Source organism: Rhabdochromatium marinum (assembly GCF_016583795.1).
Taxonomy (GTDB): domain Bacteria; phylum Pseudomonadota; class Gammaproteobacteria; order Chromatiales; family Chromatiaceae; genus Rhabdochromatium; species Rhabdochromatium marinum.
On record NZ_NRRS01000001.1, the window covers coordinates 21,129 to 36,872 of the forward strand.

The window sequence follows — 15,744 nt, forward strand, 5'->3', positions numbered from 1 at the left end:
TGCCGCACAAGCGAGCCAACCGCAATCAGGGTTGCGAACAGTAAAACGATGTCGAGATGAGAGACCAACGCCTCGCCCTCTCAGGGGCAGTCCGCTTTGACCGTTGCACGCCCTGCAGATGGCAGCGGTCAAAGTTCCGACGGCAAAGAGCCCACCGCCGAATTCGAGCAGCGCCGTTGCGGCGCGAAAAACCAAAGCCGGGCCGCACCGCACTAATCGGGCACCTTGGCAAACGGCCAGTCTCATGAGCGCGGCACCAGCTCCAAAGCTTGCGAGGTATAAAACCCGCGAATAATACGTTCCGAGCGGCCAATCCGCCAGCCGGCCAGACCCGCATCGGCCTCGATCAGGGTGCGCAGCTTCTGTTCAGCAATGGGCACGATCGCCGGGGACCGATCCCCGCGCGGGAAAAACTGTCCCACCGCATGCATCAAGGCCAGCGCCGGCGTACGGGGCGCAAAGGTAAAGAGCACCCCGGCGCGCGCCTGAGCGGCAAAGCCGCGAATCAACGCCAGCGCATCTTCGGGCTCGTAATGGATGATGGAGTCCATCGCCACAATGTAGTCAAATTCCCCACGCGCGGGGTCGAGCATGTCCCCCACCAGAAACTCAATGGCACTGGGATCAATGTCCGCTGGCAAACGCTCATGTGCCAGTTCAGTTAAGGTGGGCGACAGATCTACGGCCACCACCTGCGCGCCCCGGCGCGCGGCGGCGATGCTCAGCAGCCCGGTGCCACAACCGGCATCAAGCAACCGCCGGCCGCTGAGATCGCCCGGCATCCAGTCGAGCAGCGTCTGGCGCATAAGTTCACGCCCCTGGCGCACGGTCTCGCGCACGCGCCCCAGCGGGGCGTCAGAGGTCAGACGCTTCCAGGCCTCGGCAGCGGTGCGATCAAAATAGGTTTCGATCTGGCCTCGGCGTTGCTGATAAGTCGGGTTAGCCATTCAATCGAATCCTAAAAAGTCAAACAGATCGCGGTCTTTCATGGGGTTGACCTGGAGCGGTTCAACGCCATCCCAGAGTGCCTGCGCCAATCCCATGTACTGTGCCTTGGCCTGCTCCAGTTCGGGGGTTGAGTCCAGTTCAAACAGAGTGGATTTTTTCAGCCGGCTGCGGCGAATAATATCGAGGTTGCGCAAATGCGCCAGGGTCTTGAGTCCCACCGCCTGATTAAAGCGATCAATTTCGTCGGTCTGGTCACTGCGATTGGCAATCACCCCGGCAATGCGCACCTTGTAGTTCTTGGCTTTTGCCAGAATGGCCGAGGCAATGCGGTTCATGGCAAAAATTGAGTCGAAATCATTGGCGGTCACAATCACCGAACGATCCGCATGCTGCAAGGGCGCGGCGAAACCGCCACAGACCACGTCACCGAGCACATCGAACACCACTACATCGGTATCGTCGAACAGATGATGCTGCTTAAGCAACTTCACTGTCTGCCCCACCACATAGCCGCCACAGCCAGTGCCTGCCGGCGGACCACCGGCCTCAACACACATAACTCCATTATAGCCCTCAAAAACGAAGTCATCGAGGCGCAATTCTTCTGGATGAAAATTGACCGTCTCCAGCACATCGATCACGGTCGGCACCAAGGACTTGGTCAGGGTGAAGGTCGAGTCATGCTTGGGATCGCACCCGATTTGCACCACGCGTTTGCCCAGCTTGGAAAAGGCCACCGATAGGTTCGAGCTGGTCGTGCTCTTACCAATGCCGCCCTTGCCATAGACCGCGAATACCTTGGCCTTGCCAATCTTGAGGTCTGGATCCAGCTGCACCTGCACGCTGCCCTGACCATCGGGCGGACGCTGTGCCTGAGCGCCGGTTCCACTTCCGAAAATCCCTGCGGGAAGGCGATCAAGACTCACGCGGCCGCTACTCCTTCGGTAATGCCCTCCAGGCGATCCTCGAGTTCCTCGCCAGCACGACGCAGGGCTTCGAGAGTGCTGGCGTCGGGCGTCCAGTAGTTGCGCTCATGGGCTTCGAGCAGACGATTCGCCACTTTGGCCGAAGCCGTGGGATTCAGCGCCGCCAAACGCTCGCGCATTTCCTCATCAAGCACAAAGGTCTCGGTCATGCGCTGATAGACCCAGGGAGCCACCTGGCCGGTGGTGGCCGACCAGCCCATGGTGTTGGTGACATGGACTTCGATTTGGCGCACGCCCTCGTAGCCGTGCTTGAGCATGCCCTCGTACCATTTGGGATTGAGCATCCGAGTGCGGGTCTCCAGCGCCACCTGTTCGGCCAAGGTGCGCACCTGACCATCACCGCGGGTCTGATCGCCGATGTAAACCGGCACTTCCTCGCCCTTGGAACGCCCCACCGCGCGGCTGATGCCGCCGAGGGTGTCGAAATAATGATCCACTGTGGTCACGCCCAGCTCGACCGAGTCGAGGTTCTGATAGGCTAAATCCACTTTGCCCAGCACATTTTTCAGCAACTCGGCCTGGCGCACCGGTTTGCCGGCACGGCCATAAGCGAAGCATTTGCGCTGGGTATAGGTCTCAGCCAGCTCGTCTTCCTCATCCCAGCGACTGTTGTCGATCAGATGATTGACATTGGAACCATAGGCGCCATCGGCATTACTGAACACCCGCAGCGCGGCGGTTTCGATGTCGCAATCATGCTCCTGCTGATAGGCCAGCGCATGCTTGCGCACGAAGTTCTGCTCAATGGGCTCCTCGGCGGTGGCGGCCAGGAAGCTCGCCTCAGCCAGCAACTTGGTTTGCAGCGGCAGCAGATCGCGGAAGATACCCGACAGAGTCATCACCACGTCGATACGCGGGCGTCCAAGTTCTTCCAGCGGGGTCAGCTCAGCACCACACACCCGACCATAGCTGTCCAGCCGCGGCTTAGCACCGATCAGATGCAGCGCCTGGGCGATGGGGCCGCCCTCGGTTTTCAGGTTGTCAGTGCCCCAAAGCACCAGGGCGATGGACTCGGGCAGCGGATGCTCATCCTCGGTGTAGCGATCGAGTAGCTGCTGGGCGTGGCGTTGCCCTTCCTTGAACGCAAAGGTACTGGGAATCCGGAAGGGATCGAAGCCGTGCAAATTGCGCCCGGTGGGCAGAATCTCCGGCGTGCGCAGCAGATCTCCGCCCGGAGCCGGATTGACGAAACGCCCCGAAAGCGCGCGCAGGATGGCGGGAGTTTCATAGTCCTCGCTGAGCAACTTGTTGTAATTGGCCAGCTCCCCATAGCGCGCCAGTTGCTCCTCGTTGACTTCCAGCCCAGCTTTTTTCAGCGCCTGTTCAGGGCTGGCGCCCTCGGTGAGTGCCTCGACCACCTGACGATCCACCTCGCCTGCGATGGTCGATTCGGACACCGCCATCAGCAGATCAAGACGCTCCTGCCCATTGGGTGGCTCGCCAACCACATGCAGGCCATAAGGAATCAGGGTGTATTCCAGTTCCAGAATTTCATCGTGCAAGTGCTGGACTTTGCTTTCAGCCTCAGCCAGCGCCCATTGTGGCTCGGCATCGCACAGATCCAACTCCGCGCCCTGAGCCTGAATCAACTGCGCCAGATCGCGGCGTTCTTCCTCCGGAGCTTCCGGGGTCAGACCACGCCAATGCTCAATGGAGCCTTTCAGATCCACCAAACCGCGATAGAGACCGGCATTGGCAATCGGCGGGGTCAGGTAACTGATCAGAGTCGCGGCGGCCCGGCGCTTGGCGATGGTGCCTTCCGAGGGATTGTTGGAGGCATAGAGATAGAGATTGGGCAGATCGCCGATCAGACGATCCGGCCAGCAGGCGGCGCTTAAGCCAGCTTGTTTGCCGGGCATGAACTCCAGCGCGCCATGGGTACCAAAATGCAGCACCGCATGGGCGGCAAAGTCTTCTTTCAGATAGCGATAGAAGGCTGAGAAGGCATGCGTGGGCGCGAACCCCTTGTCGAACAGCAACCGCATCGGGTCGCCTTCGTAGCCGAAGCTCGGCTGAATGCCGACGAAGACATTACCGAAGTGCTCGCCCAACACAAAGATTGAAGCGCCATCGCTTTGCTGCTTACCAGGCGCCGGGCCCCACTGGCTTTCAATTTCAGCCAGATAGCGCTCGCGGCGCACATGATCATCGCTGGCAATGCGCGCCGCGACATTGGCATGGGCGCCATGCACGGCGGCATTGCCATAAATGACCCGCTCGCGCAGGTCATCGGCATCCTTGGGCAGCTCAACCGTGTAACCGTCAGCCTTGAGCGCTTGCAGCGTGCGGAACAGCGACTCGAACACCGCCAGATAGGCGGCAGTACCGGTGTTGCCGGCATTGGGCGGGAAATTAAACAGCACGGCGGCGATCTTGCGATCCTTGGCCGGTGTCTGGCGCAGTTTAATCAGCCGTGCCACACGGGCGGCCAGGGTATCGGCGCGTTCGGGCTGGGGCTGCATATCACGCGCGCGATCCTCCGAGGCTTCCGCCGAACGACCACCGAAGACCATGGGGCCCGTGGAGCCATCCAGCTCAGGAATGGCAACCATCATGGTGGCCTCGACCGGCATCAGGCCGCGATCGGAAGCCTGCCATTGTTCGAGCGTCTGGAACTCGACCGGATGCGCGGCCAGATAGGGCACATCCAGACGCGCCAGCAGCTCCTGAGCAGCGGCGGAATCGTTATAGGCCGGGCCGCCGACCAGGGAGAAGCCGGTCAGTGACACCACAGCATCAACGCAGGGCTTGCCCTTGGCAAAAAAGAATTGCTCGATGGCCGCGCGGGCATCCAGGCCGCTGGCAAAGGCCGGTATGACGCGCAGGCCGCGTGCTTCCAGCGCCTTGATCACGCCATCATAGTGGCCAGTATTGCCGGCCAGCACATAGGAGCGCATCACCAACAGGCCCACCTGGCCTTTGATTTCAGCACTCTTGGGGAGTTTGGCCGGCAGTTTGGAGATCTTGTCACTCACGCGCCCACGAATGCGTGGATGATAGAGGCCGACTTCTGGATACTCGGTGGGCGCCGATGTTTTGAGTTTGCCACGCAGGGCCGCGCGCGGGCCGGCGGCATAACGATCCACCAGTTGTCGCACCATGTTGGCGACATTCTCATCCGATCCCGCCAGCCAGTATTGCAGCACCAGAAAATAGGCGCGTACATCCTGGGCGGTGCCGGGGATGAAACGCAGAATTTTGGGAATCCGGCGCAACATGGCCATCTGTTTGGCGCCGTCGCTGGCATTGCTGGACGACTGGCCTTCTTCCTGCTCCGCCTGCCGTGAGCTGCCGCGCAAGCGCTTCAGCAATGACATCACGCCACCCTGATTGGCGCTCATATCGAACTTGCCCATGCGGGTCAGCTTGGTGACCTCACCGGCCGACATGCAACCAACCAGGGCATCGCAATGCTCGCGCCGCGCTTCCAGGGCTGGCAATACGGCCTTAATATGCTCGTCCATGAATAGCATGGTTCCCAGCACAATATCGCCCCGAGCAATGTCCTGGTGGCAACGCTCCAGCGCCTCTGGATCGTCATTCCACTCCGCCGCCGCGTGCAGCGTCAGGCGCAAGCCTGGGATCTCATCCTTTAGCATCGCCTGGGCTCGCTCGGCAGCACCGGCGAGGTGGCTATCCAGGGTAACGATTACAACATTGACTGGCGTCGGCGCTGACCGACCCGCTGTCTCTGAACTCGAAGCCAAAGTCTTTTTTGCCATTTCGATTGATTCGATCTCGCTTGTCCGCCGCGCAACGGCGAATGTGTCACTGTCGCAACCAACCGGGGCATGCGCCTGGCAGGTCCGACCGCCCCGACTGAAGCTAATACCAACGGAAACCGACATCTTAAGCCCGCGCGTCCATCCGCACAAATGCCAAAGACTGGCCGGGCGTGGGTCCCAGGCGCCCCAAGCGACTGCGGTTGCACTGATGCGGGGCTTCTACGGCTGATTGTATAAAATTTAGTCGCGAGTGACCGATATGTCAATATTTCTTTACGTTAAGCTAGGTTGACACCCGACGGAAGCAGATTTCTGCACATGGCCGCCGCGCACCAGTCTTCAGCCTCACAAACCGACAGGTTGCAGACTTCACCCTATACGTATTAAGTATAAGTACGCATGAGCCGGTTAGACTGAAGCACTCGCACGCTGCCCTCACGCGAAGCCTGAGCCACGCCTCACCCGCAGGCGGGGCTTGACCGACGGGCGGAGCCGGCCATCACTCCCATCACGGCTGCGGGAACAAAAAAGATCACGCTACCAACAAGCCAGCAGCAGCAAAAAATTTAATATCTACATCAACAACTTGACCGAGTATTTTCGTCTTCTCCGCCGCCAGCACACAGGTCCCAGGTCAAGCAGACGAAAAAAAACTGTACATCGGTGTTGACATTTAATCCTGTCAGGCTAAACTGACACCCATGGATCGAGCAGGGTTAACGGATTAATCGGATTTTTGAAGCCCAGCACTGCTATTAGGCCTTCGCCTCTTACCGGCTCTCGCCTTCAGCACCACTGGGCAAAGCGCTCATCGCAGCAATGAATGCTGTGGTGAATACCGCCGCCCCACGAAAGCGGCAAGTCTTTAACCCCTAAAGGGAGAGTCTACTAATGGCAGAATCCAAGAGTTTGTCCGGCCTCACGCCAGATCAAGCAAAAGAATTCCACGAGCAGTTCAAAATCACCTACACCGCATTCGTCGGTCTGGCTGCAGTTGCTCACATTCTGGTTATCGGCGGTCAGCCCTGGTTCTAAAAACCGCTTGACTTTGCAGCGCATTCGCTCACAAGGTTCGCGCTAAAGTTTCGGTTTTAACGGAGATCAAACATGTTCCAAGACGTTCTGAACTACAAGCCTTACGAGCAAGACTATCGCACTTGGCTGGTCATCAATCCTTCAACTTGGTTGATGCCGATGCTGCTGGCTCTGCTGGTTCTTGCTATCGCTGTTCACGCAGCCGTCTTCAGCATCGTGCCAGAAGGCATGCTGTTCGTAAATGACGCTGCTCCAGCTGTTGCCGCTCCAGCTCCTGCTGAAGCTCCAGCTCCTGCTGCTGAATAATCAGACAGTTATATTGGCTGAATGCGATCAGCTAAGCTGGTCGCCTTCGGCTCCCAATCAAAAACCTCATCTGGAGGCTTAGAGAATGTCAGGTCTTACCCCCGATCAAGCAAAAGAATTCCACGAGCAATTCAAAGTCACCTACACCGCGTTTGTCGGTCTGGCTGCTGTTGCTCACATCCTGGTCATCGCTGGCAAGCCTTGGTTCTAATTGAACCTGAATTTGCTTCAAAAGCCGATCCACTAGGCTGTCGAATCACCTAATTTAAAAAGAGGACCATATCATGGCCGAAATCGCAAGACCACAAAACCCGCAAGACGACTGGAAAGTATGGATGGTTGTTAATCCTTCCACTTGGCTGATGCCCATGTTCCTGTCTCTGCTGGTTCTCGCCATTGCTGTTCACGCTGCAGTGTTCGCAATTGCTCCGGCTGGCATGCTGTTCGTCAACTAAGACGCAACAGAGATGCAGCGCTAAACCATCGCCCTACGGGTCGCTGGTTTAGCGCCAAGCAAAAGGCTCCGCAAGGAGCTTTTTTTATGCCTGATATTATGTCTCCGCCCCTGGTACTCGGCTGGCGCGAATGGGCCGGATTGCCCGCACTGGGTCTGCCGCTGCTTAAGGCCAAACTGGATACCGGTGCACGCACCTCAGCGCTGCACGCCTTCGACCTGGATACCGAGACGGATGCCAACGACCAGCTGTGGGTGCGTTTTGCGGTGCATCCCATACAACAACAGCCAGAGATTGTGGTGCAATGCCGGGCACCAGTCATTGATCAGCGCCAGGTTTCGGATTCCGGCGGCCACCGTGAACAGCGCTATGTCATCACCACGCCCCTGCATCTTGGCACTTCTTCCTGGCCCATCGAGCTGACCCTGACTAACCGCGACAGTATGCGCTTTCGCATGCTGATCGGGCGCACGGCCCTGGCCGGGCGCGCACTAGTCGATTCCGGCCTGTCCTATGCCCTGGGTCAACCCAGCCATGCCAGTGCAAGCTATCCGTCCCCAACACCCTCATGGAGTTCCTGAGCACAATGCTGTTGATCCCTGCCATTGACCTGAAAGACGGTCGCTGCGTGCGACTGCGTCAGGGCCGCATGGACGATGAAACCCGTTTCTCCGACGACCCGGTCGCCATGGCCAGCCGCTGGCTGAAAGCCGGGGCGCGACGCCTGCACCTGGTCGATCTCAACGGCGCCTTTGCCGGCACTCCGATCAATGGTGAAGCCATCCGCGCCATTGCCACCGCTTATCCTGAGTTACCCATTCAGGTCGGCGGCGGCATTCGCGATCTCGACACCATCGACGCCTACCTGAAGGTCGGCGTGCAATGGTGCATCATTGGCACCCAGGCAGTGATTGAGCCGGAATTCGTCGCTCGCGCCTGCGCAGCCTTCCCGGGACATATTTTAGTCGGGTTGGACGCCAAGGACGGTCAGGTGGCCATTCGCGGCTGGGCTGAAACCACCGAGCATCGCGTGGCCGACCTGGCCCAGCGCTTTGCCACCGCTGGCATCGAGGGCGTCATCTATACCGACATTGGTCGCGACGGCATGCTCACCGGCCCCAACATCGCCGCCACCCGACAGCTGGCCGAGGCCATTGCGGTGCCCGTCATCGCCTCTGGTGGTATCACCAGCCTGGAAGACGTGCGCGCCCTGGCCGAGATTGCGCCGTGCGGTATCAGCGGCGCCATCACCGGTCGCGCCATCTATGAGGGCACCCTGGATTTCGCCGAGGGCCAGCGCCTGGCCGACACCCTGACCGCCGCCTGAACCTCGCTCCATCAGCCAAAACAGCTAACAAATCAACAAGCCAACAGCAGTCCATCATGAGCGATATTCTCGACCGCCTGGCCGCCGTGCTGGAAGCCCGCAAGCAGGCCGAGCCGCAATCCTCCTATGTGGCCGGACTCTATGCCAAAGGCCTGGACGCCATCCTGAAAAAAATCGGCGAGGAAGCCACCGAAACCGTCATGGCCGCCAAAGATGGCGATCCGCAGCATCTGGTCGCCGAGGTTGCCGACCTCTGGTTTCATTCCCTGATCCTGTTAGCCGACCAGGGCTTGCACCCGCAAGCCGTGCTGGCTGAACTCGACCGGCGTTTCGGCCTCTCGGGCCTTGAGGAAAAAGCCGCGCGCCAACCGCCCGGCTAACCCGCGCCAGCCAGCGAATCCAGCATCACCGGGCGCGATTGCGGTATCATCCGCAGTCGCATCAACCAAGTTAGCAACGCTCGCCCCGAATCGGGCGCATGGGAGGTTTTCAATGGGAATGGGTGGCATCAGTATTTGGCAACTCCTGATTATTTTGGTCATCGTGCTGTTAATTTTCGGCACCAAGCGGCTTAAACATATCGGCGCAGATCTCGGCGGCGCCATCAAAGGCTTCCGCTCCGCCATGGGTGATTCCAACCGCTCACAAGGCGACGAGGAGCAGGCCACCGAACAGCTCTCGGCCCGCAGCGAGCCTTCAAGCGCATCATCCAGCGCCAACAAAGCGGCCATGAAAGAACCAGCTCAGGAGTCGGCCAAGACGACTGATCCTGCCGGCTGACACAAACTCCGAAGCATATCGCTACGGTCCGTCGGAGCCGCAAACACAACCTTATTTTCTCTTTCCCCGGGACTTGCCTCATGTTCGATGTCGGCGCGCTTGAGCTGGTGGTCATTGCTGTCGTGGCCCTGCTGGTGGTGGGGCCAGAACGCCTGCCGCGCCTGGCGCGCACGGCTGGACGCTGGGTTGGCCGCGCACGTCGCGCCCTGCTGTCGGTAAAAGACGAAATCGACCGCGAAATCAAGGCCGAAGAATTGCGCGAAATTCTGCGCCGTCAGAACGAGCGCAAACCGCTGGATCAGATTATCGAAGAGCAGGCCGGTGCCAATCCGCCACCAAAAACCACCACTGACTCCAAATGAGGAAGCCCCACGGATGAGCGCACCCCAGCCGAGTCCACCGCTCGGAGCCGAGGACGGCGGAATCGAACAGCCCTTTATTGACCATCTGATCGAACTGCGCGACCGCCTGTTGCGCATGATCGTGGCCATTGCCATCGCCTTCCTTGGGCTCTTTCCCTTCGCCAACTCACTCTACACCTGGGTCGCCAATCCCATTCGCGCCCAGTTGCCGGAAGGCGCAACCATGATCGCGACCCAGGTCGCCTCGCCCTTCCTGACGCCGTTTAAGCTCGCGCTGGTGGCGGCGGTCTTTATCGCCATGCCCTACATCCTGTATCAGCTGTGGGCCTTCATTGCGCCGGGGCTCTATCGGCACGAAAAGCGCCTGGCGCTACCGCTGCTGGCTTCCAGCATCGTGCTGTTTTATCTCGGCATGACCTTCGCTTACTTCGTGGTGTTTCCGCTAGTCTTCGGCTTCTTCACCTCGGTCACGCCCGAGGGCGTGCAGCAGATGCCGGATATTGCTTTCTATCTGGAATTTATTCTCAAGCTGTTCTTTGCCTTCGGCTTGGCGTTTGAAATCCCTATTGCCACCATCCTGCTGGTAGCGGCTGGCATCACCACACCAGCCAATCTGGCGAACAAGCGGCCCTATGTGATTGTCGGCGTTTTTATCGCCGGCATGCTGCTGACGCCGCCCGATGTCATCTCCCAAACGCTGCTGGCCATTCCGATGTGGCTGCTCTATGAACTCGGCATTCTGTTCTCACGCTTCTTCCAGAAGGGTGCCGCACAGTCCCAACCAACCGACGATCCGCCACCGCCAGATCAGCCCAAGCCGTCAAATCCTCCCCAGCCCCCAGCCCCCGGCTCCGACCCGGCGCTGATAGGCCAGGACATTGACACCAGCGACTTCAATGACCCCGAGCGCTTCCGTCCGCTCACCGATGAGGAAATGGAAGCCGAACTCGATGCCATCGAAGCCGAGGAATTGCTTGAGCAGTCAAGCGACCGCGCCAGCGCCGCCGAGCCTCCGGCACCGGCTCACTCCAGTGCTGCCGCCTGGCTGCAACAAGCCAACCTGCGCCGCGCCGAAGGCAATCTGACCGCCGCTCGCCATCTGCTCTATCGCGTCCTGGAGGAAGGCAACGCCGATCAGCGCCGCGTGGCACGCAATATCCTCAGCGATCTCGATACCTGAGATCTCTCCCGCTTTGATCATTCCCCTGTTTTGATCTAACCGATCAAAGCAATCACCCCCTGTCATGCAGAGCCGTTCCGGCCGGGCCGCCTCAAGGCGGTCAGGCGGCGGCGTGCGCGCGCTCGTTGTTCAGTGCCAACGCGGCCCACGCGCGCCAATTCTGCCGCGAATCCGCCACTCGATCCCACAGCGACACGCGCACTGCACAGTTTTTGCTGTCTGTGACGCCGCCGTTTATCTGCCTTTATGTGATCGCTATCTGAATCAGTTGACTGCGGATATTGTGACTAACCCGCAGCTGGCATCCGCTCAAGGACTCCAGCGTCCCAATTGTGCGCCCAACCCCGGTCGGAAAAGGCCGTAAAACCTTGCTTTTACGCCATTCATACCGGCTGATGGCTGATAGCAACCGCGCTCTGAACACCGTTGCCGCGCGTGCCAGCAGCGGATTAAACGCCCAGCGCCAGCATTCAAATCGTTAGCGATGCAAAAAAACCTTGACCTGACAGATTGGCAGTGTACGATAGCGCCCATGGACCTTTGTAGGGAAAATCCCTACAAACGTCCACTAAAACAATTGTTCTACCTCAACTGGGAGCTATCCATGAACGAAGAAAGCATCAACCTGACCAAAAAAATCGGACAACGCCTGCGCGCCGCCCGCAACGCCCATGGCTACAGCTTGGCTGAACTGGCCGCTCGCACCAACTCGCTGTCCAAGTCACGCATCAGCAACTACGAGCAAGGCATCCGCCGTATGGGTCTCGAAGAAGCCGCCGAGCTGTCCAACGCGCTCGATGGCCTGACGCCGACCTACCTGATGTGCCTTGATGACAAGTCCCCGCTGACCAAAACCGAGTGGAAGATGATCGACGCCTTCCGCGCCAGCGACGAGCGTGGCAAAGACACCATCCTGCGCGTCTGTGAAGTGCAGCGCGACTACTCGGTTCCCGCGATGCGCAGTCGCCTGGAAATGTCGGACTAAGCGCAGCACCTGCCCGACGCCCACCGTCACCGGCGAGCGCCCGCCCGCCGGTCTCGCGTTCCGGCCTTAAGTTGTCACCATGCGCCAAATGCCCCATCCGCAGCGCCCCAAGCTCAGCCTGCTCCTGCTGCTCGCCGCCTTCATGCTTCCCGGCTGCACGACGCTGGAAATCTCCCCGCATTTCGCCTCCAGCCAGGAGTTTCCCGTCCCGACCGACCTGACGCCGAATGTCGACTTCTGGCACAAGGTCTATGCCCGCTGGAGCCGCAGCCAGGTGGCCGTGCATGATGACCGTTATCTAGGTGTGATCTACCAGGTGGCCGAACTGCCTGGCCCGATCAAGGCCTCCTATACAGCACAACAACGTGATTTTCTCGCCACCCTGCAGCACAGTTGGCGCACCCGCCTCACGCGCCTGTCGCGCAAACTGGCCGCCGACTCCCCACTGACCGGCGAGGAACGCGCGCTGAAAAACAAGCTCTATGCCGCTGGCGGCGCTAATGCCTTGATCGATCCAGCCGAGCGGGTGCGCACCCAGCGCGGCCTGCGCGAACGTTTCCGCCGCGGACTCGAAATCAGCGGCCAATACGATCAGCGCTTTCGGGACATCTTTCGCCGCCACGGCGTCCCCGAGGATCTGGCCTACCTGCCGCATGTGGAATCGTCCTTTCAGGGCCATGCCCGCTCCAGCGTTGGCGCGGCCGGCATGTGGCAGTTCATGCCCGCCACCGGACGGCACTACATGGTGGTCAACGCGCGCATCGACGAACGGCTCGATCCCATCATTGCCGCCGACGCCGCCGCACGTTACCTGGCCGATGCTCACCGCCAGCTCTCCAGTTGGCCCCTGGCGATTACCTCCTACAATCATGGCGTGGCGGGCATGAACAAAGCCCGGGCGCTGCATGGCGATGACATCGCCAGCATCGTGATGCGCTACGACGGACGCGCTTTTGGTTTTGCGTCGCGGAATTTTTATGCGGAATTTATCGCTGCCCGGCATGTGGCACGGCATGCGCACCAATATTTTCCCGAGGGCATCAGCTACGAATCCCCCAAAGCGCAGCGACAGGTGCATCTCAAGCAGCGCCGCAGCATCCGGGACATCGCGATGCAATATCAGGTGCCCGAGCATGAGCTGATCCGCCTGAATCCCGCCTGGCGCAACCCCATTCGCGAGGGCCGCACCCCGGTCCCGGCCGGCAGCCCGATCTGGCTGCCCGGCCCCCAGGTGCCCGCGCCGCGCGATCACCAGCCCGATCTCAATTTTCCCCTGTTTGGAGCGCGCCTTGAGCGCATGACTGCGGAGACCTGATGACAATCAAATCTGACCGCTGGATTCGCCGCATGGCGCGCGAGACCGGCATGATTGAGCCCTTTGAACCTGACCAGGTGCGCGAGTCGCCGCAGGGCGCGCGCGCCATCTCCTACGGAACCTCAAGCTACGGCTACGATATTCGCTGCGCTGATGAGTTTAAGATCTTCACCAACATCAATTCAGCCATCGTCGATCCCAAAAACTTCGACGCTTCCAGCTTCGTCGATCTACGCTCCGATGTTTGCATGATTCCGCCCAACTCCTTTGCCCTGGCGCGCACCGTCGAATACTTTCGCATCCCGCGCAATGTCCTCACGCTCTGCCTGGGCAAAAGCACCTATGCGCGCTGCGGCATCATCGTGAATGTGACCCCGCTGGAGCCGGAGTGGGAGGGCCATGTCACCCTTGAGTTCTCCAACACCACCCCGCTGCCGGCTAAAATCTACGCTAACGAGGGCGTGGCGCAGATTTTGTTTTTTGAGTCCGACGAAGGCTGCGAACGCTCCTACCGCGACCGCAACGGCAAATATCAGGGGCAGCGCGGCGTGACGCTACCCCGCCCCTGAGATCACCGTCATGAGCACAGGACAGGCGCCGGCGCTCGACACAGAACCTCCATCAGCGCCCGCGTCCCTCTCTTCTCAGGCAACCGGACCACAAGCCGCACGATCCCCTTACAATTACCGTCCGCAGCACCAACGGATCGCCTTCTGGCTGCTGACAACGCTCATCGCACTTTTGTCGCTGTGGCGACTCTACGACCTGCCGCATTTGCTCATTTGGCATGATGAGGTCTTCACCCTAGTGCGGGTGCTTGGCTTCAGCCAGCCGGACATCCAGCAGATGCTGTTCAGCGCCCAGTTGCTCTCGCCCGAGCAACTCCTCGCCTTGCAGCACGGCCCCGCCGCCCCTCTCGGCGCGACCTGGGTCGCTTTGATCCGGCATCCAGAGCACGCGCCACTCTATTACCTGATCGCACGCCTAGCGCTAGCGCTGCCGCTCGACCCGGTTACCGCAGTGCGCGGCGTAGCAGCGCTCTTTGCCCTGTTCCTGCCGGCAGCAGCCTTTTGGCTGATGCAGGAACTCTTCGGCCAGGCGACCCACAGCCGCCCCGCCCAACCCTGGAAGCAGCCGCTGACCTGGCCCGTCCCCTGGATGGCGGCTCTGTTGATTGCCGCCTCCCCTCTGCACCTCCTGTACGCCCAGGAAGCGCGTCAATACGGACTTTGGACGCTGCTCAGTATCGCCTCAAGCGCCGCCTTTCTGCGCGCCTGGCGCACAGATCAGTTGCGCGTTTGGATCGGCTATGGCGTCCTAATAACACTCGGGCTCTACGCGCATCTGCTGTTTCTGCTAATGTTGCCCGTTCATGCGCTCTACGCCTTGATTACGAGCGGCCCCCCCTGGCGCTGGCGCCTTGTCTTCGACCAACGCATGCGGCGCCTGACCGCGACCCTGGGCTTGGCCCTTCTGTTGTTCTCTCCCTGGCTGCTGGTCATCGCCTTGCAAACCGAGCAGCTTGAGCAATACACTCAATGGATGGAACGCCCGCTCTCGACGGCGGCGCTGGGCAGCGCTTGGCTCCGGCATATCACGCGGTTTTTTGTTGATCTCAGCCCGGAATTCAGCGGCTGGGGCGCCTGGGTGCTGATGCCGGTCATTTGGGGATTGGGCCTGTTTGCACATCGGGCGCCACGTCCGTCATTTTGGATGCTGCCATTGCTGACGCTTGCCTATTTCGCCGTCGTACTGGGGCCGGATCTGCTGCTTGGCGGCAGCCGATCAGAGCATCCGCGCTATGTCCTGCCGGCGGCCGTCGCGGTGCAGCTCATGGTCGCCTGGGGACTCGCAACCACCGCCAGCGGTCCTCCGGGCCTGCAGCGCACACTGGCGCATCTGTCGCTGGTGATGTTGGTAATCGCCGGCCTGCTGTCCGAGGTGCTGATTCAACGCGCCGACAGCTGGTGGACCAAGAACTTCAGCGCCGCCAATCAGCGGATCGCGGAAACGGTGAATGCATCACCACGGGCGCTGGTCGTCGCCAGCCCCCACGGAGTCAGCACCGGAGAACTCCTGTCACTTGCCTATCATCTCGCGCCCGGGGTGCGTCTCTGGAGCGAACCGCCGCAAGGCGCAGCACCCCTCGGCAGTGGAACCCCGAACGCGATACCCGACGGATTCGTGGATTATTTCGCGCTGACACCCTCCGCCAGTCTGAGACAGGCGCTCGCCCCGCGCCGACTCGAACCGCTTGAAGGAAGCTGGCAATGGTTCCGTGCCCGGCCGCCGAACAGCCATGAATAAAATGTTGTCTGCAACTTCTGTTCTGATGAGCGC

17 protein-coding genes are annotated in these 15,744 nt (G+C 60.3%); 14 read left to right on the top strand and 3 right to left on the bottom strand.

Translation table 11 applies throughout. From position 1 onward, the window contains the following. Positions 1-242: 242 nt before the first annotated feature. From bchM to CKO36_RS00110, 3 genes are read right to left on the bottom strand one after another with little or no spacing between them, the layout of a single operon-like run. Entirely contained in the window at positions 243-947 is a 705-nt protein-coding gene (bchM, locus tag CKO36_RS00100) for a magnesium protoporphyrin IX methyltransferase (protein ID WP_200278928.1), read from the bottom strand. Then, entirely contained in the window at positions 948-1,847 is a 900-nt protein-coding gene (bchL, locus tag CKO36_RS00105; protein WP_200279179.1) for a ferredoxin:protochlorophyllide reductase (ATP-dependent) iron-sulfur ATP-binding protein, read from the bottom strand. 23 nt (positions 1,848-1,870) lie between these two features. Further along, a complete protein-coding gene (locus CKO36_RS00110) occupies positions 1,871-5,656 on the bottom strand; it encodes a magnesium chelatase subunit H (RefSeq protein ID WP_200278929.1) in 3,786 nt (1,261 codons plus the stop codon). An 894-nt stretch (positions 5,657-6,550) separates the two neighbouring features. Between CKO36_RS00110 and pufB (CKO36_RS00115) the strand changes: the two genes are divergently transcribed. The 14 genes from pufB (CKO36_RS00115) (at position 6,551) to CKO36_RS00180 (ending at position 15,711) form a co-directional block, all read left to right on the top strand. Continuing rightward, positions 6,551-6,694, top strand: coding sequence for a light-harvesting antenna LH1, beta subunit (gene pufB / locus CKO36_RS00115; RefSeq protein ID WP_200278930.1), 144 nt, complete (start codon positions 6,551-6,553; stop codon positions 6,692-6,694). A 72-nt stretch (positions 6,695-6,766) separates the two neighbouring features. Continuing rightward, on the top strand, positions 6,767-7,000 hold the full coding sequence (gene pufA / locus CKO36_RS00120; protein ID WP_200278931.1) for a light-harvesting antenna LH1, alpha subunit: 234 nt from the start codon (positions 6,767-6,769) through the stop codon (positions 6,998-7,000). An 85-nt stretch (positions 7,001-7,085) separates the two neighbouring features. Continuing rightward, positions 7,086-7,211, top strand: a complete 126-nt coding sequence (gene pufB / locus CKO36_RS00125; RefSeq protein WP_200278932.1) for a light-harvesting antenna LH1, beta subunit — start codon at positions 7,086-7,088, stop codon at positions 7,209-7,211. Positions 7,212-7,284: 73 nt separating this feature from the next. Continuing rightward, entirely contained in the window at positions 7,285-7,455 is a 171-nt protein-coding gene (gene pufA, locus CKO36_RS00130; protein WP_200278934.1) for a light-harvesting antenna LH1, alpha subunit, read from the top strand. Between the two features lie 86 nt (positions 7,456-7,541). After that, positions 7,542-8,036, top strand: coding sequence for an ATP-dependent zinc protease family protein (locus CKO36_RS00135; protein ID WP_200278936.1), 495 nt, complete (start codon positions 7,542-7,544; stop codon positions 8,034-8,036). Positions 8,037-8,041: 5 nt separating this feature from the next. Next, complete coding sequence (gene hisA / locus CKO36_RS00140) at positions 8,042-8,782, top strand: 1-(5-phosphoribosyl)-5-[(5-phosphoribosylamino)methylideneamino]imidazole-4-carboxamide isomerase (RefSeq protein ID WP_200278938.1); 741 nt, start codon at positions 8,042-8,044, stop codon at positions 8,780-8,782. A 56-nt stretch (positions 8,783-8,838) separates the two neighbouring features. Next, on the top strand, positions 8,839-9,162 hold the full coding sequence (locus tag CKO36_RS00145; RefSeq protein ID WP_200278940.1) for a phosphoribosyl-ATP diphosphatase: 324 nt from the start codon (positions 8,839-8,841) through the stop codon (positions 9,160-9,162). A 112-nt stretch (positions 9,163-9,274) separates the two neighbouring features. Beyond that, on the top strand, positions 9,275-9,562 hold the full coding sequence (tatA, locus tag CKO36_RS00150) for a twin-arginine translocase TatA/TatE family subunit (RefSeq protein ID WP_200278941.1): 288 nt from the start codon (positions 9,275-9,277) through the stop codon (positions 9,560-9,562). 80 nt (positions 9,563-9,642) lie between these two features. Further along, a complete protein-coding gene (gene tatB / locus CKO36_RS00155) occupies positions 9,643-9,924 on the top strand; it encodes a Sec-independent protein translocase protein TatB (protein ID WP_200278943.1) in 282 nt (93 codons plus the stop codon). Between the two features lie 13 nt (positions 9,925-9,937). Beyond that, on the top strand, positions 9,938-11,104 hold the full coding sequence (tatC, locus tag CKO36_RS00160) for a twin-arginine translocase subunit TatC (RefSeq protein WP_200278945.1): 1,167 nt from the start codon (positions 9,938-9,940) through the stop codon (positions 11,102-11,104). 604 nt (positions 11,105-11,708) lie between these two features. Then, the gene (locus CKO36_RS00165) at positions 11,709-12,089 is read left to right on the top strand and encodes a helix-turn-helix domain-containing protein (protein WP_200278947.1); all 381 of its coding nucleotides are present in this window, start codon (positions 11,709-11,711) and stop codon (positions 12,087-12,089) included. Between the two features lie 79 nt (positions 12,090-12,168). Continuing rightward, positions 12,169-13,404, top strand: coding sequence for a lytic transglycosylase domain-containing protein (locus CKO36_RS00170; RefSeq protein ID WP_200278950.1), 1,236 nt, complete (start codon positions 12,169-12,171; stop codon positions 13,402-13,404). Beyond that, entirely contained in the window at positions 13,404-13,973 is a 570-nt protein-coding gene (gene dcd / locus CKO36_RS00175) for a dCTP deaminase (protein ID WP_200278952.1), read from the top strand. The genes CKO36_RS00170 and dcd overlap by 1 nt, the downstream gene beginning before the upstream one ends. Positions 13,974-13,983: 10 nt before the next feature. Then, positions 13,984-15,711, top strand: coding sequence for a glycosyltransferase family 39 protein (locus tag CKO36_RS00180; RefSeq protein WP_200278954.1), 1,728 nt, complete (start codon positions 13,984-13,986; stop codon positions 15,709-15,711). The last annotated feature ends 33 nt before the right edge of the window (positions 15,712-15,744 follow it).